Here is a 21,181-nt window from a genome sequence, read left to right on the forward strand (position 1 = left end):
GAATAATTCCTCAAATCCTATACCGAGTTACAGAGCCTTTATACTCTATACTTCAGTTCTTTTAAAACTTCGTCAAACTACACTTCAAATACGGATTGAAAAGTATACTTAACATTAAAGGCCGCCAGAAAAATCTCAACCTCCCTTAACATCAATAAAGCCAATCTAAAATCTAATAGCGGAGAAATGCTCTTCGATACCAACAAAACACCGAAAATAAAACCCCTTTCTTCTCCTGCTCAGCACGCCTTCGCTCCAACAATTCAACCGTAGTTTCTGCATCAATAAAATCGCCCGTTTTACAGTCAGAGTAATTCGGATAGAGTAATAAGGTACCCGCTATCAATTGAGGCAAAGTCAAGGTGCGAGCCCTACGCCTCTTGAAGTCACTGAAATCATTGATTGCCAATTTTCTATTGGCAATCAATATATCGTGGGTCAACCCCCAACCAGCATAAAAAGGTAGACCATAAGTCACGACTCTCACGCCTCTCAACAAAGCCTCAAAACCGGCAAGTGAGCTTATAGTGTGCACTTCGTCAACCTGCTCCAAGACAGATGAGATATCGCCCTCTTGGAGCAGCGAATCATAAGTCAGCTGCGCGTGAATAGGCAATTTCCCTAAGCGCGCTCCAGCCACCACATCTGGATGAGGTTTATAGATGATATACGCATTAGGATTCTCAGCCCGAACCTGCTGCAAAAGGGACAAGTTACTTTTTATAACGGGGGAGCCAAATTTAATTGATGCATCGCTTTCAACTTGTCCCGGAACCAGTATTACCTTTTTATTAGAAGGTATATCCAAAGTAATAGGACCCGCTATATTGTATTTAGTTACTCTCTTTTTAAGTAAAATTGAATGTAATTTTTCAGCCCTCCTTAGTATTGCACTACTAAATTGTGTTTCCCTTAAAATATATTCCAGGTCACTCGGAGAGCTGGCATCAAAATAAATACCTCTAGAATCAAAAACCAATGAGCTGGGAGCAACCAGATCTACCCCCAAACCAGCGGAGCGCAAGAATCCATCCTCAACCTTCCAAAGTCTTTTTCGCCCCTGTTCAACCGTTCTACACAAGCTCTCAGTAACTCTACTTGCCCAGACAAAAACATTAGTTTCCCGGGGATAGCGAGCAATAGCATCTTCACTACCGGCAAAGGTTAACCCTGCTGACCCACCTAAAAAATTAGGAATAAACTTTTTCTTCCAAAGAGAAAAACCGATTCCAAGCCACGCCCCCTGAAACCTAAGCCACTGCCTCCTTTGCTCTACAATTAAGTCAACCGTATCTTCGAACTTACATTTTTGACCGGTATAAGGATTTATATACTGACAATAGCGCAAATAGGCTGCGCAAAATACCTGAGCAAGGGAGCGACTCACATTTCTACGCGCCAAGCTCTGCCTATCTCGGGTCAACCCCCAACCCGCATAAAATGGCAAGCCAAAACAGTGCACCTCTTTACCTGCAATTAAAGCATCAAACCCCAGCTGGCTAGTTACAACATAAACTTTATCTACACTTTCAAAAATTGACCAGGGCGAAATATCTTCAGAGACAATATTACACCTAAGCTTTAAAGCCAGCTCGTGTAAATACCCTAATTTCTTGCCAGCTATAACATCTGGGTGAATTTTGACATAAATTTCAGCTTCTGGATTTTCCTTAATAGCGCTTTCTAGCATATCCTGAAAGTGTGCTGGCGAAGCTAATCCCGCCCGTATAGAAACATCGCCAAAGGTCTGATCAACAACTAATACCTTAGGGGATTTTTTCGACCAATTTAAAGGTCGCTTTAAAGATTGGTTATACTTGCAAAGTTGGTTACTCCGCAACAACTCAATCCCTTTTTCCGCTCTATCTAATTCCTCTGCGACAAAATCAGACTTTATGATTAAATTCTCCAGATCGCTAGACTTGGAGGCATCATAATAGATTCCTGTCCGATCAATCACCAAGCTGTGAGAAACGGCTCCATTGACCCCCAACCCCAAAGATCGCAAAAAACCATCTTCTATACAAACAAAGGGCACACCAGCTTTAGCCGCTATTTTTTTTGCTTTTATCGCTGTCGGCTTGAGCCCCCAGCCGAACATAAATTTTATCTGCCTAGAGGGGCGAAACATCACATACTGACAACGACTTCCAAGAAAAACCTCAAGAAAGTTAAATTGACGCAACCCTAAAGAACAGTGTCCAGCTACAGACATTTTTTCGCCTCGACCAATAAATTCTCCCGTAACACTTCATCTTCAGCCAATTGCAAAATTCCATCGATCCATAAAGAGGGTTTCATCGGCAGTAACAAACCATTCTCAAGGTGACGAACTATTCGCCCATATATATCACCGGCAGCGTAAATACCTACAGCGCCACTCTGTGTTATATCAAAGAATTTAGTATGAGATCTTGCTCGATTAAATGGTTTGTCCAACAATGGTGCCAAACCTATTGAACGACCGGGTTTCTTTAATAGAGATATATAGGTAGGCCATTTCATAGGGTGTAATACCTGCACCCTGGGAATATCATTAAAAAGGCGATTTACGCCCGATCCGCCTATCACTTCAAAGGTTAACCTTGAATTCTGCTTTAGAACTTCCGATACAATAGGTTTAAGCCAACGAATATCATCAAGGTGTGAGGCCGAGCCATGGTAAAAAATACTGAGACTATTATCCCGCTCTATTTTTAATGATTTTGCATGTAATAACTCAGGATTCCAATCAGTATATTTTCCCTGCAAATAAGGGGTTGATACTAAAAGTTTTGCGCCAATTGATTTCAACCAACTCTGTTTTGACCAGCTATACCTTATAATCTTCGTTTGATATCTAATTGGCATAGTTAAAAAAGCCTGCCAATCAAACAAGTCATCATCTATAAAAAAATAGACCTCGGGAATTTTCGCACCATTTTTATCAATAAGCGACTGCCATTTCCTGGGGATATAACGTACAAATATAAATTTAGTATTCTTTATATTTTCGTACAGTGGATAATCATTAAACCCCGCCCGCTCCCAACTTACTCCTAGCTTTTGAAGAAATGGTAAAATAAAATAATCTGTAGAAGGGTTCCTTCCCTCCTCAATGATTAGCCAACGATCAACGGGACCCAAAGCTATCAAGCCTCAAAGGGGAATACAATAGGCAGTAATGCTATGACAGTAAGCGAATAGGCTATAGTCAATGGCAACCCAGCTCTCAGGAAGTCTCTCAGATGATACCCCCCAAGGTTTTGTACGATAAGGTTAGTCTGATACCCGAAAGGAGTTAAAAAGCTTGCACTAGCGCCATAGGCAACCGCCATCACAAACGGCATCCAGCTTACCCCAAAACTCTCAGCCAGGCTCCAGGCAAGAGGAAAGGTCAAGGCTGCTGCGGCATTGTTGGTCATCAGTTCTGTTAACGCCAAAGTGAGTAAAAAGATACCAACTAAGCCAGCCAGAGGTCCCCAATCGGCCAGTAGCCCCCTAAGCCCCTGAGCCACTAGGTCTGCTAAGCCAGTACCAGCAAAAGCTTCTGCTAGTATTAATGCACTGGTAATAATTAGCCATATCTGGAAGGGGAAGCGTCGCTGTAATTCAGTAGTTGATACAATCCCCAGAGCAATCATGCCACCGAGCAATACCACCAGGCCTTTCAGTAAAGAGAAGGCACCCAGTGCAGCTCCAGCTACGACGACAGAGAAGCCTAAACCTAGTAGCCAGTTGTCGCGCCGGGAAAGATCACGCCGAACTTCTGTTCCGCTGATTACATAGAAATTCTTATCGATATTCAAATGGTGTCGGAAATCCGGCCCTACCGCCAGCAGCAAAGCATCTCCCGCACGCAATTCAATTTCTCCCAGCTTTCCCGAAAGTCTATCGCCACCTCGGCGCATGGCAACTACCGCTGCATCAAAGCGCGTTCGGAAGCTACAGCCTTTCAAAGTTTGACCAAGGATACTAGAGCTAGGTGTGATCACCACTTCGGTAAGATTAAGATCCAGTTCCTCATCTTCCAGCGCAAATAAACGCAGCCCTTCAATATCCTGTAAACGCCCAAGATCACGTACATCACCACTAAATATCAGTTTATCCCCACAGCGAATAACCTCCGAGGGCCCTACTGGGCTGATCACTTGATTATCCCGCACGATCTCAATAAGGTAGAAAGTCTCCAATTGACGCAGGCTATTCTGCTCAACAGTATTGCCATGTAAAGGCGAGCCTGCCACCACTTCTGCCTCAAGCAAATACTCAGCTACCGGCTCTTCAGCGACTTCTCCCTCCGGCAGTAGGCGATTACACAGAAGTAGTACAACTAACCCGACCAAAGTCACAGCTAATCCCACTGGAACAAACGCAAAAAACTCCAACCCGGGCAGCCCCCGATCTAAAACAAAGCTATTGACAATCAGATTTGTAGAGGTACCAATCAAGGTTAAAGTACCACCGAGGATAGCCGCATAGGAAAGAGGCATCAGCAACTTAGCTGCGGGTAAACGTCTCTGTCCTTTGATACTTGATGATAGAGCTGCTACCACTGCGGTATTATTGAGGAAAGCCGAGCTCAGCGCGGTTGCTGAAGTTAGACGCAGAAGGCTACCTTTCAAGGAGCCTTTAATTAACCCCTCTGAAATGGAGCGCAGCCAACGCGCCTTCTCTAACCCCACTGACACCAGCATAAGTACCACCAAAGTAACCAAGCCCGGATTGGTACCCTTTTGTAAAGCCAATTCCATCGGTACAAGCCCCGCCAGGAAACAAACTCCTGCTGCTGAAGCGAACACCAGAGATGGGCGGAAGCGAGTAAAAATCAGGCATCCGATAACCAGTGCAAAGATACCGGAAATAAGTAGTTGGGGAAAAATCATAAGGTTGAGGGGCCGCTTAAGTTACCGATCCTGGTGCTAATCTTTGTATACGCACCTGTAATAAGTCTAGATTATGCCAAATATGACATAATTATGCCGTAAAACTCGCACAAACTACTGCGACTACTGGATGGTTACCTTGCCAAGTGGATCGCCGCCCTGAAAACCTGATGTAGACAAGCTATACCGGTAGCTCTTGAGCTACCTAGCCCCCTCCCTATGCCAGCGAGAAATCCTCATGAATCAAGGTCAAGTTGGGATTATAAGCTGGATCAGAGTCTAACAACTCCCCCCAACGACTTCGCATATACTCGGCTTCCCGCTGCGCTCGTCGACGCTTGGCCAGTGTATCATCAGCTCCCCGGGACACAGACTCATGATGATAAAGCTCCGCATACGGGGTCCAAATGTTACGATAACCCGCTTCACGCACTCTAAGACATAAATCAACATCGTTGAAGGCAATGGCAAGATTTTCCGCATCGAGACCTGCAACCTCTTCAAAAACCTCCTTTCTTATTAGCAGGCAGGCTGCTGTTACTGCTGAGAGATTCTGTATCAGGTGCAAACGTGAAAAATACCCATATTCATGACGGCTAAAATACTTATGTGAATGGCCTGCAACACCACCAATTCCCAAAATCACGCCACCGTGCTGAATAGTATCGTTTGGATAATAAAGCTTTGCTCCAACGCAACCAATTTGCGGCCGTTGAACCTGACCAACCATCTCCGTCAGCCAATCTTCATTAATAGGCTCGATATCATTGTTAATCAAACCAATTATGTCACCCCTAGCTAACCCAGCTCCAAAGTTATTGATTGCAGAATAGTTAAAAGGGTGATCCCAACGATGTACGGAGACACGAGAATCAGAGGCTTTCACTTCGTCTAGAAAACGTAATGTCTCTTCACAGCGACTTTGATTATCCAAAATCAACAATTCAAAATTTGGATAACTTGTTCTAGCGAGAATAGCTTCTACACAGGGTTTAAGAACATCGAAACCGTCGCGGGTAGGAATTAGTAAACTCACCAAAGGTGCCGGCTCAGGTACATCCCAACATACCCGATAGCTATTTGGAGCTATTCCAGGTAAGATTTTAGCTTTCAATTCCTCACTTTGGATATAATCACCTACAGCCCTAAGACCTGCTACAGCGGCATAATTTTTGGCTGCGCTTTCTTGCGCTGTCGAACCATCAATGGCCCGCCAATGATAAAGTATCTCGGGAATATGCACCACTTTAGTTGCATCTAAATACGGTAAGCAGCGTAACAATAGATCGTGATCCTGGCTTCCCTCTAACCCAAGGCGAAAACCTCCAACTTTTTTAATAAGAGAATTACTTAACACCGTTAAATGACAGATGTAATTTTGCGATAACAGAAGATCTGGATTCCAATCAGGCTTAAAGTGTGGATCGAAGCGCTCACCCTGCTCATTGATTTTGTCTTCATCGCTATAGAGAAGCTGCGCTTGTGGGTTTTCTAAAATAGCAAGGGCTATTCGTTGAAGTGCATGTGACGCCAGAGTATCATCATGATCCAGAAATGCTATATATTCGCCTTTAGCCAATAACAGAGCCGAATTACTTGCAGCTGATATATGACCGTTCTCCTCCCGAAACACCACTTGAATACGAGAATCCTTATCTCGGTATTCTTGTAAGCAGGCCCTAACCTCTAGGTTAGAAGAAAAATCATCCGCTATACATAACTCCCAATTAATATAATTCTGTGCAAGTACAGAATCAATACAAGAGCGTAGCAATTTAACATCAGTATTATACGTTGGAACAACAATAGAGATAAAAGGCTTGTTCACAGATTTTTCTAACTGAACAAACTTACAATCTTTTTTCTTCGCTTCTACTATGTGAATCCAGGACAAATAATCACGCGACTGTCTTTTCTTTATAAAGGTATTGGCATAATACTCTAATGCCAGCTCCCGCCAAGAACAACCTTTCTCTCGAGCTTCATCTCGAATCTCCCGGAGTACACTTGCTTTTCTTTTATTGCGAAATTTGAAGTGCATATTGGCCAAACGCTGGGCTAGCCGATCGTAAGCAAATTGAGGAAGAAGCCTAATCAAAAAAAATCTGCGAATAGAAAAATTTCCATTAGAATTAATAAGTCTAAAGCGCATTAAAGATACACGACTAGGAACACAAATTAACCTTTTAGAGATCCGGCCCGCCTTTATAGGGATAAAGATACTTTCATAATCTTTGAAACCGTGACCAAAATCAAAATCAATCTTTGCATCCACACAAGACTGATCATGAAGCAAGTCTACTTCCAACATGTACCAACCAGCACTAACAGCCGGATTAATAATTGAAAATTCAGAATTCCCACTTTTAGAACACCATTCGAAAACACCCTCTGACAACCTTATCGAGTCAGATTCGAATTCAGGCTTAAGCTTTGGCAAAATATCATTTTGGAAAAAGCCTTTAATAAATTTCAATGTAAATAACCCACTAAAATTGCCGCCCCTTTGGCACAAACCAAAAACATCAAAAAAATATTCTTTACCGCGAACAATCAATTAACAAATACAAACCAACTCACCACTTAAAATTAAGACTCGCTTTCACGTTGGTACCATAGATAAAAACCTCCACTTTATCTTGCTCTGATAAAGGGCTCGGTGGTGCAAAACTAAAACCACATTTTAAATGGCGGGAAATACCTTTGCGTACAACGTCTTCTCGCCTTCGATTTACATCCACAAGAAACTCCTTGTCATTAATTAATAGTCGTACTTTTAATGGACCATCAAACTCAGAAACGGCCCACCCAGAAATATTTCCAGATGAGACATCTACATGAGAGCGCCCATAGCTTAGATATGGGGTTTCAGAAACCAAGCTAGCTTTTAAGACATCCACCCCCCTTTTTACATCATCCACAAATGGGATCAATAACCCATCAAATTCATCATTTAAGTCATGAGCTTTAAAATACGAAGCCCCTTTGCTCCGCTTTAAACTCCCAGCTCCCGACCCTTTTCGCTCCTTGTTCACCATATGCTCCTGGCGCGACTTAACCACATAGTGATTGATTCGAATCCGGTCAAATAAAACATTTTTAGTCTTTGGCTCAAACGCCAAACCATTCTCAAAAATCGAAGGTTTCATATTCGAAGAATAGTAATTTCCACTTCGAAGTATACACTCATGAACATGCATCCTCTCAACCATAGATGGCTTCAAGATTGTTTTTATATGACGATTGAAGTCATGATCCAGTAAAGAGGCCTGTGTAAATCTCTCTATCACCAAACCCTCTTCCTTAAACTTATTTCCTGAAGAACCGAAATTCCTCCAGTTTAATGCCATGGCGCCCGCATCTTTATTTTTTTTAAACTCAGATAGATTATCCTTCAAAGTAAGTCCATTTGTATTTACAATAAATTCATCGGCATCGATATAGCATAGCAAATCAACAGATCCACCATATCTTTTTAAGATATGGTTATAGGCCGGCATCTGGGGGCCATCATCCCCACATCGGGGAAAATATATCCTCTTAATCACTTTAAGCTGATCCAAGGATTCTAACAGTTCGGAAGTTCCATCATCACTAACATTATCAGCAACAAAAAAATCATTTACCCCAATTAATCTATGGTAAGCAATCCACTCAAGGACATAGTCCAGCTCATTTTTAAATATAGCGGCAATACCAAGCTTCATTCAGACCCCACAAAACACAGCACAAAACACAGCACAAAAGGTGCAAAAAATTACAAGGGCAAAAAGCCCCAAATACCTACAACCTAAAATCCAACATGCACTTCAAAGCCCACTAAAAACAAAAACACAAGATTTCATGCTGCCATCATTGATTTTCAGTTTTGTTTGTATGACGGTAATATGAAGCCTTTAGACTAGGCTCACCAATAAAATCTATCAACTTCTCCCCGCTATCCGTCTCAATGTTAAATAATAGAAAATTATCTCGACCATAAAAGTATTTTAAAACGTTCGAATGATGCCGATACCATTCGTACTCCCAGCGCCGAACAACTTCTTCTTCATTGCATCGATAAATTTTTTTGAACCGCTCAAGGTACGTCCCATCACCGTGCCGTTTACGGCTCTCCACCCATCTCTCAATAGGGCGATTATTCAATATAAAAAATGAGCCGGGGTATTGATGGTCAAGCAGCTTATAATATCTCTCAAATGCATAGAGGTATCTATTGGAGACCACCTCCATGTCACCATAAAAATTATACTGCTCATAACCTTCCAGTAAGAGTCGCCCAGCCTTAAAATTCTCTTCGATTTTAAGGGCCAACTTGCCATAGTCCCAATGAACTGACTTATAGCCATTCCTTAAGAAGAAGTGACTCAAGCTCGTTGTACCACATTTATTAAATCCAATTTGAAATACTTTCATACCACTTAAAATTATTGCTAGCCCAATCCTAGTATAGCAAGGGAAAAGATTAATTTGAGAACACCAAGTCCCCAAGCCAAATACCACAATATGGCACAAGACCCTGATTCATACAATAGCGACCTCGCCTCAAAATAAAAATAAAACTTTTATATTACTTTTTAATAGATTCCCCTTCGGAAGGGTAATTTCTACAACAAAACACTGAAAAACCCTCTCAGAAACCACCTATCTTTTTGACAAAACCAACCGCCTTTCTACTTGTTAAGCTCTCTCAAAATTAAACCAAGAACACCCTCATCAAAAAATAGAAATATTTCACACTTAAATTTATTGTGAGACAAAGCAAGCTTAAATGTTAAAAGCCACTTTCCCAGTCGACACTTTTTCAGCTTTAGTTAAAAGAGAACCTCAACACCAGCAACTTCAACAACATGAAACTCCAACAGGTATTATTTAGGCTCCCGACTGTGCTAAACGTTAAAAATATAATTAAATCGTGAAACAGTCAGCAGATTAGCGCCCTCTCACCTAGCTGTATCAAACCCAATATGGGCCATATAAATATTGCTACGTAATCTCTCTAAGTTTTTGCACTAAATGTCACCCTAAAAGATCGAGCGGAAGTATTTTCTTTCTGGACAATCATTAAATATGATACTTTTTAATGATTGCCCAGCGGCCCTACTTATATAGCTTTACTAACAATGCGCCCAGTATCTCCAATACATCCTCTACCTCAATTTTTATATCCCGCAAATCAACATAATCCTTTGCTATATCTTGATCAAACTCATGGCCTTCAGGAAAATATTTATCTGCGAAAAGATCATTTTGATCTGAAAAATAATCCAAAACTTCTTTGCATGTATCTGGATTTAAAATAGTGTGGACTCCTCCAACTGAGGCCCGACTATATTTTGCACTATTACGCACCAACTCATCTGTAAACTTATAGGATGGCGAAAACTTATTAAGTAAAATTAAAGCTTTAATTTCTTTAGGACTAGGACTTACATTTATAACCTCATTGCGAAATTCAATATGATCTCCCTTACCTATAACCGCCTCAATAAAATCACCAGCAAGCCCTTTAGCATGCTTTCTGCCAACATTAAAGTTTCTGACTATCACGTTACCTTCACCCAAGACATCCTCAATCCTTGCCGTGAAGGAAAAATAGTTTAAGAAACCTACCCCTTTATAAGTTGACCTGATAAATTCTTCCGGGAAATCCACACTCCCGTGACGTTTAACTCTCTGCATATAACCGGACATTAGAAATTGATCCTGCCGCCTTACGTAATAAAAGTACTTTAGCTTTACCCCTAATTCATCACAAAACTTCTTCAGGATGACGAGTGATTTTTCTGGAATATTTGTAAAAAATTCAGATGAAAGAATGCCAATTTTAGCAGGGCTATCAACTATTTTTTTCTTTAACTCTGAAAATATTTTTTTATCTGGATCGGCATAATAGGCTTCATGATTAGAACCTAAAAGCGACCGGGAAATAAGTGCGCCATTACCCGAAGTTATTGCTCCGGATTTTCCTGACTCGAACTCACCTATATCAAAGTAATCAAGGGACAGCTCCAGTAACCTGTCACGATTCTTGGCAAACATCACTTGTATAGCACTAGAGCCGTTTTTAGGCATGCCTGCATGAACAATTAACTCTTTCATATATAATTCCGCCGATAACTTATCGTTACTATTAATTACTAGAATGACCCAATGATTTAGAACTCGAAACTGAGTTAATAATATCTTTCCATCGCACTATCACATTCTCAATCTCATATTTAACAACACTTTCTCTCGCCTTCTGCCCAAAAGCATCCCTTAGTGATGAGTCAATAATTAAACGTTCTATATCTTGAGATAGATTTTTTACTTGTGTTAATTTATAACTATCATTAGAAATAAATCCGTTTACTCCGTGCTCTATTAACATATTAGGGCCATTGCAGCTTGCGTAGCCAATACATGGCAAGCCGCACTGCTGAGCTTCAGCTACAACAATACCAAAAGCCTCAAACTCTGAAGGGATTACAAAAATTGAGGCTGATAGATATTTTTCATCTATCTTGTCAGTACTCCCCTTCAGAAAGAATTGATCCTCAATTTTTTTATTTAAAATTCTAGCTTGAAGCTCCCCTCTCAATTCACCTTCACCATAAACATGAACCTGCCAATCTGGATACTTACTCCCTATAAGCGAAAATGCATCTACTAACCGATCAATTCTTTTTTGTTTCGTCAACCGTCCAACTGCAATAATAATCTTCTCTCGCTGAGGTTTTTCCAAGTTATCCCCTAAGGGCTTAACAAAATTAGGGATAATCTCCACTTTATGTTTTAACGAGTCAGGGATAGAGCTAGAAAACTGATCCAATATCAAATGTATACGTTCAACCTTAGAAAAAGTTTCAATCCTTTTATTTTTATCCCACCACAACTCCACAATTTTATCCGGATCATTATGCTCTGATGCGATAACAGGAATTCCTGTGCTTTCTGCGGCAGCAATGACGGGCTCAAAAATCCACTCTGACAGCATAGGGATAAAAACATCAACCCCAGAGCTCAATAAATCTTTCCTCATTAGGGGTATAGTATCGTCCTGCTGAGTTTCATCAAAAATACCCTTGACCTCTACAGACTCAAAGAGGGGATACACTGGCTTAGCATTATCCCAAGTTCTGCAATAAATAGTTACCTTGTAACCATCCTGCACAAGCCTATTAGAAATATCAGCAGCAAGCTTCTCAATCCCCCCCTTTGAGAACAACATCCCGTGAACGTAAAATGCCACGTGTAGACTTTTACTAGGCGACCTGAAATATTTAAGCAGATCATTTACATCAAAAATATCAGATTTATTTTTTCCTTTATGCCGCCCCTTAAACCTATTCCACTCGCCATCAATTGTTTTTATAGCCTTTCTTGCGAGATTTACACTAACGTTATAGTTTTCAAAAACATATTTCGCTATTTTTATTCGCTCATCAAAGTATATCTTTGAGCCCTCAATCTTATGGACAGCCGAGGAAGAATGTCTTCTAAAATAATTTTCAGCACGAACATCATAAGATATCTTCCCCTCTTTAAGGTGCTTAGGTAAACATACCAATCACCACACATTTTAAACTGACCAGCTTCATTAAGCATAGGCTCAGTAATTGAAGCTTTACGTATAAGTAGACCACTGGCATTTACCAAAGTACACATGGCCCCCAGAGACTCATTTACCTCTTTAAACCCATCACTAATATAGCTTTGATTAAACTTTTCAGGGTATGCACTATTTAAATATGGATCTAAAGCTCCTTCGACAACATCACCAGCTTCATTAATTATTTGTGTCTTCGCACTAGCAATACACATCATTGGATCATCAAAGTATGGAAGCAACACCTCAAGAAAATTATTACTAGAAGAGTCATCCCCTTCAGCAATCCATATTAGCTCACTACAAGCTAATGACATGCCCTTTTTCCACTGCTTAAAAGGTGATCCTGAATTTATATTATTTTGATGTACTTTAACTCTCGGATCAGAAGCATAGCTCTCAACTACTTTTATTGTGTTATCGCTTGAGCAATCATCCATAAAAATTATATCAATATCCTTTACGGATTGATTGATAATTGACTCAACTCGTTCAACTACAAATTTTTCATGATTATAGAATGGCACCACTACACTAACTGAAGGTAGATAGGTAGTATTATTTCTAATCGCAGAATATATATTTAGACACTGCTTCTCTGCTGTATATTCACTAAACACCCTTTCTTTAGCTTTCGAACCTAATTTTTTTCGCAAATCACTATCATTTATTAAAACTTTAATTGCAGAGCTAGCTTTATTAATATCGACTTTACTTACGCAAATACCCGCGTCACTCTTTACGAATTCAACAATACCTGTGGCCTCTGCAAAACAGACTGTAGGTATTGAGTGCTGAGCAGCCTCCATTACAACAAGAGGGAATGGGTCCTCTCTAGAAGAAAGAAAAAATATATCCGCTGCGGCAAGAACCTGACTGGCATCTTCTCTAGAGCCAATAAATCTAATATTTTTACGCTCATCTTCTGACAGCGAGCTATTAATCTCTTCAAAGTCAGGCCCATCACCCACCCAAAGAAATTGACACTCCAACCCTGAAATATTAAGCAACTTTCTAGCAACATTTAAAAAAATATCAGGCCCTTTTCTCCAGTAAACAGTGCCGCACCCTGCCACCACAACCGCTGTTGGGGACATTTTTAACTCAGATCGAATGCGTTTTTTTATATTCTTACTAGAAAGTTTACTGTCAGATATAGGATTAATAAATGCAGGTACAGTGGTAATTGATTTGCGATCAACTTCATACTTTTTATTTAGAGTCGATGTTGTAGCCGGTGATGCCGATATCCAGTGTTTCACCCGGGGCTTAAGCTGATAGAAGTTGTCAATATTTTCCTCGATAACTTTTTCCATTTCATGGATGTGTGCAACAACATCCCCTGAAACTGAAATATTGCACTCCTTAAGCAACTTGAAAAAACACCCAGTAACAACCGTATTGGCGTATATAAACTCAAACTCTTCTTTTAAGAAATTCTCGAAAATCCTCTTTGCTATCAACCTCATAGTTGGGAAGAACGAATATGTCGGCATACATCGCATATTGATTTGCTACGGGGCCTGGACTTAACAATAATACTTTTATCTTTCGGTCAGTATGCAGATAAAACCATTTAATCACCTCAAGAAGAACAATTTCAGATCCCGCTTGAATACCATCATGACCTACAAATAATAGTGGACTACTTCTAGCAGAGCGTTTTGACCTATCAGGAACACAGCCCAATCTTCCTTCACTATATCCAAACTTACAAAAGTGCTCAAATGGTGAAATTTTATGCGCTCTTACATCTGCATTAATAGCCTTATAAAAATCAGGATCAAAATACTCATTAGGAGCTCGCCCTTCAGACTCACCATTACAAACATAGTGACTATATGGCTCAACCCCGGCAGCCTTAACATCTGGGTTATTTTCTAAGTAAAAGTCTTTATCGAAAGTAATCGGCAGAGGCTTTTCTTCTGTTTTTTCAGTGTGCCCTTTAGAGGTGAAGTTGTTGAGTATTTCACTGTAATCTCTATTTTCACACAGGGCTTTACGATTTTGCGCCCTCCCAATTTCTCTGTAGTGATCAAGCGCAGGCATGCCAGAACTTTTTACATCACTATATTCAGACAGATAAAAATGGGGGTCAAAATATTGATTTGGCATACGGCCTTCACGCTCACCAAACTCGTAATAGTGAGCAACGGGGTCTAAATTAAGATCCCTTACATCTTTATTTACTTCAAGATAGAAGTCTTTATCGACAGAAGTTCGCTCGTCCACAACTCTATTTTTATTTTGCTTGACAAGCTCAGTCCTTTTTTCCTCTGCGTTCGTGAAACGCCCTTCATTTTGACCAAATTCTAGATAATGTGCTAACGGATTAAGGCTTAGATTTAAAACATCTTCATTTTCATCCAGATAAAACTTAGAATCAAACCAGCTAACGGGTGCCCGCCCCTCATAAGCTCCAAATAAAACATAATGGATGTGTGCAGGGAGCCATGATTTAGCAACATCCTGATTGAGATCTAAGTAATACTCCTCATCAAAGGCCTCCAGTATTAATTCGCATGAGCGAACTATATATTTACTCTCTTCAATCTTGAAATGCCTAAAGACAGCACAACTAATGCTTCTGCTACTCTTGAAAAACTTCTCATCAGAACAGAGCCTATTCAATATTTCTTCTACTGAAAGTTTTTTGTATTTTTTACTTAGCCGACTTAGAGAAATTTCTGCACAGGGGTCATAGTCAAGACTATTAAAATTTTTTAAGAAATGTTTTTTAGGGTCTCCTCGACCTATCTCTCCGCCATAGGCTGAGCGATAGAAATCTTCATTTAATATTTTTTCAACCTTTAAAGAAGAGCTACGTTTCAAAACACTCGCCAACACGTGAAATCCCTCACAAATCCTTATGTTTAAAATTAACAGCCGATAAAAAGTAAAATTTAGCGCAGAAATAAAAATCAATGCACCCTAGATTCACACAAGATAAATCAGCCAAACCATTTAAGTATGTTCTACTATTTTATTTTTATCTGCCCGACCATATTGGGAGTCAATCCACTCTCGATAACTACCGTTTAATACCATCCTCCACCAATTTTCATTATTGAGATACCAATCAAGTGTTTTTTTAATTCCAGTTATAAAGCTTTCAGAAGGTTTATAGCCAAGTTCAGAAAATGATTTACTAGGATCAATTGAGTATCTACGATCATGACCGGGTCGATCATTAACATAAGCTATAAGTCTATGAGAAGAGCCATTTATTGCACTGGCTGCATCGGGAAACATTGCTGCTAATTCAGGTTTATTGATAAAGGACTTATCAACCAGTTCACAAATAAGCTTAACAATATCAATATTTGTCCACTCATTGCTCCCCCCTATGTTATAACACTCTCCTAACTGCCCTTTACGTATCACTAAATCAATACCTCGCGCATGATCTTCCACATAGAGCCAATCGCGTATCTGTTTTCCATCTCCATATACGGGCAGTGGCTGGTTCTTTAAGATATTTATGATTACAAGAGGGATTAACTTTTCAGGAAAGTGATATGGACCATAATTGTTAGAACAATTACTGGTTGTTACTTTCAAGCCGTAGGTGTGATGGTAAGCTCGTACTAAGTGATCAGACGCTGCTTTACTTGCAGAATATGGACTATTAGGTGCATAGGGTGTAGTCTCAGAAAAAGCTGGGTCTTCTGCTCCAAGGGAGCCATATACTTCATCGGTAGATACATGGTGAAAGCGATGCTTACCCCTATTCAAACCTTCGTCTAGCCATATTTTTTTTGCCGCCTTAAGTAAACTATGAGTACCTATAATATTTGTCTGAATAAATGCATCTGGGCCAGTGATTGAACGATCTACATGGCTTTCAGCAGCAAAATGTACAATCGTGTCAACTTTATGCTCTCTAAGTATATTTTCAACCAGTGCAGTATCACAAATATCCCCCTGACAAAATATAAAATTTTGCAAATCATTCACTGGATTCAAATTTGTAAGATTTCCCGCATAAGTCAGTGCATCCAGAACCACCACAGTATCTTGCGGGTAATTTTTCATCCAGTAGTGAACAAAGTTAGCTCCAATAAAGCCTGCACCACCGGTTACCAGCAAGTGTTTCATCTTCATATCAATATCAATCACAGTTAAGTTATTCAAATGATCTTAAAGCTTCTGAGCCTTAATAGATAATGCTTGCTGTAAAATATTACGCCAATTTTGCAACTCAACATCCAGCTCTTTTGTTAATCGGCTTTTATCCAGCACACTGTATGATGGCCTCTTAGCCGGTGTTGGATAATCCTCCGTAGTAATTGCATTAATAGTTAATTTTTTATCTCTGGGAATAAGGCCATATATTTTCCCTTCTTCAAAAATAGCCACTGCAAAATCATACCAACTAGCAACTCCGAGATCGGTACAATGATATATACCTTTTGCGCTCTCTTTCTTCACTAAAGCAAATAACACTTTAGCAAGAGTACCTGTCCAGGTTGGCGTACCAACTTGATCAGCAACTACACCTAACTGCTCTTTGTCAGACATTAGTCTAAGCATAGTATTAACAAAATTATTTCCATAAACTGAATAAACCCAAGCTGTGCGAATAATTACTGATTCTGGGAATATTTTTTGAATAGCAATTTCCGCTTCAGCTTTACTAGCCCCATAAACTCCTAATGGAGCTATTTCGTCTAACTCACTATAAGGTGATGATTTTTGTCCATCAAAAACAAAGTCAGTGGATATATGAATAAAGCGTATACCAAATTGCTTACAGAATTTAGCAAGATTTAATGCCCCATCTAAATTGACAGAAAAGACTAAATTTTGTTCTTTTTCTGCTTTATCTACGGCGGTATAGGCCGCTGCATTAATGATCACTTCAGGACAATGTTGTTGTATTACTGTCTCAACCATCTGCCTATCTGAGATATCTAATTCCTCACGAGATAGACTAATTAGTTCATGTTCTATAGGACATAGATTTTGAAGTTCTCGACCAAGCTGTCCATTCTTACCTGTAACCAAAATTTTCATAGATTCCCCAGGCAGCTGCCCATAGATAATGATGCACAGTGTATAAATGATATTATTATTCGATAATAGTTTGGAAAAGCCTAACAAAGGCTAATATATAATTTTAAATTCTTACTATTACTTTATATTTAGGTGAAAAATATTGCATCCCGAAAACGCCTACCATCACAATCCTTTGGTGAAAGTTGAGGCTCTTGTCCCTCACTGATTGGCCATGTGATATTCAAGTCCGGATCATTCCACAAAATAGACTGTTCATAGTTCGGCGCATAATAATCTGTGCATTTGTATACAAACTCGGCCGACTCGCTAGTCACGTAGAATCCGTGTGCAAATCCCTCAGGAATCCATAATTGCCGTTTATTTTCTGCTGATAGATAAGCACCGACCCACTTCCCAAAAGTTGGTGAACTCTTTCTGAGATCTACGGCAACATCAAAAACCTCTCCTTGTATAACTCTTACAAGCTTTCCTTGCGTTTGTTCTGTTTGATAGTGCAGCCCCCGTAAAATACCCTGGGACGACCTGCTGTGATTATCCTGCACAAAGAATTTATTCACACATTTATCTACAAAAAAATCATCCCGGAATGACTCAAAGAAAAATCCTCGCTCATCGCCAAAGACTCTGGGTTCGATGATTTTTACATCAGGAATTTCTGTTTCAATAACTTTCATGCGGATTTGTCCCCCCTACAGCTATCAAGATAAATAGCTATTGCTCGGAATAGAGTAGGCTATTTACCCTTAAACGACTCTCTATTTAAAATTTAAAGAGCCAGAGCATCAGAAGCATACTTAGAATTTGTTAAAGTTCCAAACCTACGCTCAACTAGTGATGAGAGCTCGCCATTCTCCACTAGTAATTGCATCAGATATTTACCATATCCACTTTTCATAAGCGGCTGTATTTGAGCTTCTAGCTCTTCTGCGCTAATAAACCCCTTCCTATAAGCCACTTCTTCGGGACAAGCTATTTTTAATCCTTGGCGGCGCTCAATAGTTTGGACAAAATGTGCAGCATCAAGAAGGTTGTCGTGTGTTCCTGTATCCAGCCAGGCACTTCCACGCCCAAGATGTTCAACATCCAATTGTTCTTGAGCCAAATATACTTTATTAATATCGGTAATTTCTAATTCACCCCGTGGGCTAGGCTTGACTCCTCGGGCAATATCACAAACCTGCTTATCATAAAAATAAAGTCCTGTCACAGCATAATTAGATTTAGGATTTTCCGGTTTCTCCTCTAAGCTAATTGCTTTGCCAGCAGCATCAAATTCTACAACACCATATGCTCTAGGATCCGCTATATGGTAACCAAATACAGTGGCACCGTTCTCTCTCGCATTAGCTTGCTGTAAAATTTGACTAAAATTATGTGAATAAAAAATATTATCGCCTAATACAAGGGCGCTATTATTATTTCCCACATGCTCCCGACCAATCAAAAAAGCTTGCGCTAAACCATCTGGAGAAGGTTGCACCGCATAGGAGATATTAATCCCCCATTGTGCCCCATCTTCAAGCAGTCGTTGATACAAAGACTGCTCCTCAGGTGTTGTTATAATTAAAATGTCTCTAATTCCAGCCAGCATTAAGGTTGTCAGGGGATAGTAAATCATCGGCTTATCATACACAGCCATTAACTGCTTGCTCACCCCTCGAGTTAAGGGGTACAAACGCGTGCCAGACCCACCAGCCAATACAATCCCTTTTCGATTAGAAGATCCTTTTATAACCATCGTTCCTTCCCCCTACTCTATAATCCTTGATTGACTAGCTTCATTTCACAATTTCGTCTGAACTTTATTGATACCTGAGTTATCTGTAGACGCTCACTCTACTCTACTAATAGAACCCTCAACACATCCATTACGTAATTTTCGGCGCGAATAATTACATACATATTTAAAAATTGATATTACGCACGCCTTACAGCACTTCACGACTAAAAACTACCTTCAAGTATCAAATGCTATAAACATCTACTTTAAAACTCTGCAAAAAGAAAGCCAATCTGGTGTGATCCATCCTCCTATGAATTCAGAATGACAACACAGCTGCCGTTCCAACAGCGATGCGATACAGTATTTCTGTAATATCTTTTGTTACTTGAAGCTCACTAGAGCTAATTTTTGGCATTACCATAATTTCATCACCGGGCCTTAGACGCTCACCCAAATGATTATCAAAATCACTACCATCAATACGATTAATAGTTCCATCGAGATGTAAGATGACTAATTCTTTCTGATTGGCGTTGTTGGCAAAACCGCCAGCCAATTCAATATACTCTTCAAGAGTACGCCTCTTGCTGTAAACCAATGATGTAGGAAAAATAACCTCCCCCACTATAGATACCGTAGAAGATTTCAATGGCACAACCAATTCATCGCCATCTTCTAGTAACATTGATGGCGCATTTGAATTATTAGCGATTACCACCTGCCCTCTTGGCTCAGCTTTACGCGCCTGCGCAATAAAATTCTGTATCATCATCGCATTATCTTTTTGCGCAGCTTTCTCTAGATCAGTATTGGGCTGCCTAGTCAAAACCTCCATTTGTAAAGCATCGAGTGATCGCTCCAGCGCTGCACGCTGCTTGTCTGCAACACTCTTTCTGTACAGCTGGATAGACTCCTGATCTGCATTATCTCGAAAGCTCAATTGAACTAATAACTCATCTAAGGTTGAACCATAGGGTAAAATATAGGTTGCCGGGCCGTTAAGTTCGCCTGAAACTTTGACAGAAATTGATTTTACGTCATTATCTCTAACCAATTCGATCTGAGCACCGGGATATAATCGCTCTTTTAAAGCTTTATCAAGAGGTAAATAATTAGCTTCTTGAATACCATTTATAGCCTGCGTTATTCGAGCAAAATTCGCTTGCGGGTCTGGCTTGCTTATCAGTAATATTTCTGCAAGCTGTGTATAGGGCCCAAGAAATTCCATTTGCGCTGCTTGTTGTACATCCCCCTCTACAGTTACCGAGCCCTTTCTGGCGCCTACTACAACAACATCCCCATTCCGTAACTGAAGAGCTGGCATAACTCCTTCAACCAAAAAATGATATAAATTTACTGACTGTAATTTATCCCCCTGACGCATGACTTTAATATCAACAAAGCTACCACTTTCTTCATCGATACCACCAGCACTATCCAGATAGTACAAAATTGAATCTGAACTAAATCCGTTATAAAGCCCTGGTTTTTTCACATAACCAGTAACAAAAACTTTAACTGGCTGACTTGCCTCAAGATTGGCGTAAGCTTGCACATTATTTTTAAAAACACGCTTTACATGGCGCAACACAAAGTCATTGAGCTCGCCATTCTTCACGCCCGCCACATGAACGGGGCCAACCTCTGGAACAAAGATATTTCCTTTAGGGTCTACCGGTATAGAGGCACTAAAGCTATAGGCTCCCCAAAGCTGTAGATTGATTTGATCCCCGATGGTAATTCGGTAGTCCGGATTAAACCCACTAAATGGCTGATCTTTAAAAGCGCCTCGAAATAAAGCCTCGCCAAAAACTGGTATTTTACTTTGACTTATCTCCGCAGATTCAGTCTCATTAATTATTTGAGTTTCTAAAGCTAGAGCTTGTACACAGGACAATGAGACAACTAGCCCAAGCCCAATATTTTTCATTTTCTTTGTGATCATTTGTGCCAATCTTCTCACGAATAAAATCCTCGATGAAA

Annotated in this window: 15 protein-coding genes; all 15 read right to left on the reverse strand. The window is 40.1% G+C overall.

Translation table 11 applies throughout. The annotated features are described in order from the left end of the window. Nucleotides 1-172: 172 nt before the first annotated feature. The 15 genes from ACJJIK_RS10480 to ACJJIK_RS10550 all read right to left on the reverse strand — a co-directional run bounded on the left by ACJJIK_RS10480 (nucleotide 173) and on the right by ACJJIK_RS10550 (nucleotide 21,161). Nucleotides 173-2,215: a capsular polysaccharide biosynthesis protein gene (locus ACJJIK_RS10480; protein WP_444945001.1), complete on the reverse strand. Its 2,043-nt coding sequence runs from the start codon at nucleotides 2,213-2,215 to the stop codon at nucleotides 173-175. Beyond that, a complete protein-coding gene (locus ACJJIK_RS10485) occupies nucleotides 2,206-3,126 on the reverse strand; it encodes a glycosyltransferase family 1 protein (RefSeq protein ID WP_444945002.1) in 921 nt (306 codons plus the stop codon). The genes ACJJIK_RS10480 and ACJJIK_RS10485 overlap by 10 nt, the downstream gene beginning before the upstream one ends. 5 nt (nucleotides 3,127-3,131) lie before the next feature. After that, nucleotides 3,132-4,865, reverse strand: coding sequence for an SLC13 family permease (locus ACJJIK_RS10490; protein ID WP_444932172.1), 1,734 nt, complete (start codon nucleotides 4,863-4,865; stop codon nucleotides 3,132-3,134). A 217-nt stretch (nucleotides 4,866-5,082) separates the two neighbouring features. Beyond that, the gene (locus ACJJIK_RS10495) at nucleotides 5,083-7,422 is read right to left on the reverse strand and encodes a glycosyltransferase family 2 protein (protein WP_444945003.1); all 2,340 of its coding nucleotides are present in this window, start codon (nucleotides 7,420-7,422) and stop codon (nucleotides 5,083-5,085) included. 19 nt (nucleotides 7,423-7,441) lie between these two features. Further along, nucleotides 7,442-8,572 (reverse strand): glycosyltransferase family 2 protein, encoded by a 1,131-nt coding sequence (locus ACJJIK_RS10500; RefSeq protein ID WP_444945004.1) that lies wholly within the window; start codon nucleotides 8,570-8,572, stop codon nucleotides 7,442-7,444. Nucleotides 8,573-8,717: 145 nt separating this feature from the next. Next, on the reverse strand, nucleotides 8,718-9,281 hold the full coding sequence (locus tag ACJJIK_RS10505; protein WP_444945005.1) for a sulfotransferase: 564 nt from the start codon (nucleotides 9,279-9,281) through the stop codon (nucleotides 8,718-8,720). A gap of 684 nt (nucleotides 9,282-9,965) precedes the next feature. Then, nucleotides 9,966-10,967, reverse strand: a complete 1,002-nt coding sequence (locus tag ACJJIK_RS10510) for a hypothetical protein (RefSeq protein WP_444945006.1) — start codon at nucleotides 10,965-10,967, stop codon at nucleotides 9,966-9,968. A 31-nt stretch (nucleotides 10,968-10,998) separates the two neighbouring features. Continuing rightward, entirely contained in the window at nucleotides 10,999-12,078 is a 1,080-nt protein-coding gene (locus ACJJIK_RS10515; protein WP_444945056.1) for a glycosyltransferase, read from the reverse strand. Nucleotides 12,079-12,281: 203 nt separating this feature from the next. After that, nucleotides 12,282-13,829 (reverse strand): glycosyltransferase, encoded by a 1,548-nt coding sequence (locus ACJJIK_RS10520; protein WP_444945007.1) that lies wholly within the window; start codon nucleotides 13,827-13,829, stop codon nucleotides 12,282-12,284. Nucleotides 13,830-13,872: 43 nt separating this feature from the next. Next, entirely contained in the window at nucleotides 13,873-15,288 is a 1,416-nt protein-coding gene (locus tag ACJJIK_RS10525; protein ID WP_444945008.1) for a hypothetical protein, read from the reverse strand. Nucleotides 15,289-15,420: 132 nt separating this feature from the next. Further along, the gene (gene rfbB, locus ACJJIK_RS10530) at nucleotides 15,421-16,554 is read right to left on the reverse strand and encodes a dTDP-glucose 4,6-dehydratase (RefSeq protein ID WP_444945057.1); all 1,134 of its coding nucleotides are present in this window, start codon (nucleotides 16,552-16,554) and stop codon (nucleotides 15,421-15,423) included. A 42-nt stretch (nucleotides 16,555-16,596) separates the two neighbouring features. Beyond that, on the reverse strand, nucleotides 16,597-17,472 hold the full coding sequence (rfbD, locus tag ACJJIK_RS10535; RefSeq protein ID WP_444945009.1) for a dTDP-4-dehydrorhamnose reductase: 876 nt from the start codon (nucleotides 17,470-17,472) through the stop codon (nucleotides 16,597-16,599). A gap of 128 nt (nucleotides 17,473-17,600) precedes the next feature. Continuing rightward, entirely contained in the window at nucleotides 17,601-18,149 is a 549-nt protein-coding gene (rfbC, locus tag ACJJIK_RS10540; protein ID WP_444945010.1) for a dTDP-4-dehydrorhamnose 3,5-epimerase, read from the reverse strand. A gap of 92 nt (nucleotides 18,150-18,241) precedes the next feature. Further along, complete coding sequence (gene rfbA / locus ACJJIK_RS10545; RefSeq protein ID WP_444945011.1) at nucleotides 18,242-19,213, reverse strand: glucose-1-phosphate thymidylyltransferase RfbA; 972 nt, start codon at nucleotides 19,211-19,213, stop codon at nucleotides 18,242-18,244. 301 nt (nucleotides 19,214-19,514) lie between these two features. Beyond that, a complete protein-coding gene (locus tag ACJJIK_RS10550) occupies nucleotides 19,515-21,161 on the reverse strand; it encodes an SLBB domain-containing protein (protein WP_444945012.1) in 1,647 nt (548 codons plus the stop codon). Nucleotides 21,162-21,181 lie beyond the last annotated feature (20 nt).

Source organism: Microbulbifer regidiadema (SeqCode), from assembly GCF_052466995.1.

Coding starts and splice junctions, on each gene's coding strand:
- ACJJIK_RS10480 (WP_444945001.1), bottom strand. CDS start 2,215: ATGTCTGTAGCTGGACACTGTTCTTTAGGGTTGCGTCAATTTAACTTT.
- ACJJIK_RS10490 (WP_444932172.1), bottom strand. CDS start 4,865: ATGATTTTTCCCCAACTACTTATTTCCGGTATCTTTGCACTGGTTATC.
- ACJJIK_RS10500 (WP_444945004.1), bottom strand. CDS start 8,572: ATGAAGCTTGGTATTGCCGCTATATTTAAAAATGAGCTGGACTATGTC.
- ACJJIK_RS10505 (WP_444945005.1), bottom strand. CDS start 9,281: ATGAAAGTATTTCAAATTGGATTTAATAAATGTGGTACAACGAGCTTG.
- ACJJIK_RS10510 (WP_444945006.1), bottom strand. CDS start 10,967: ATGAAAGAGTTAATTGTTCATGCAGGCATGCCTAAAAACGGCTCTAGT.
- ACJJIK_RS10515 (WP_444945056.1), bottom strand. CDS start 12,078: ATGTTGTTCTCAAAGGGGGGGATTGAGAAGCTTGCTGCTGATATTTCT.
- rfbB (WP_444945057.1), bottom strand. CDS start 16,554: ATGAAACACTTGCTGGTAACCGGTGGTGCAGGCTTTATTGGAGCTAAC.
- rfbD (WP_444945009.1), bottom strand. CDS start 17,472: ATGAAAATTTTGGTTACAGGTAAGAATGGACAGCTTGGTCGAGAACTT.
- rfbC (WP_444945010.1), bottom strand. CDS start 18,149: ATGAAAGTTATTGAAACAGAAATTCCTGATGTAAAAATCATCGAACCC.
- rfbA (WP_444945011.1), bottom strand. CDS start 19,213: ATGGTTATAAAAGGATCTTCTAATCGAAAAGGGATTGTATTGGCTGGT.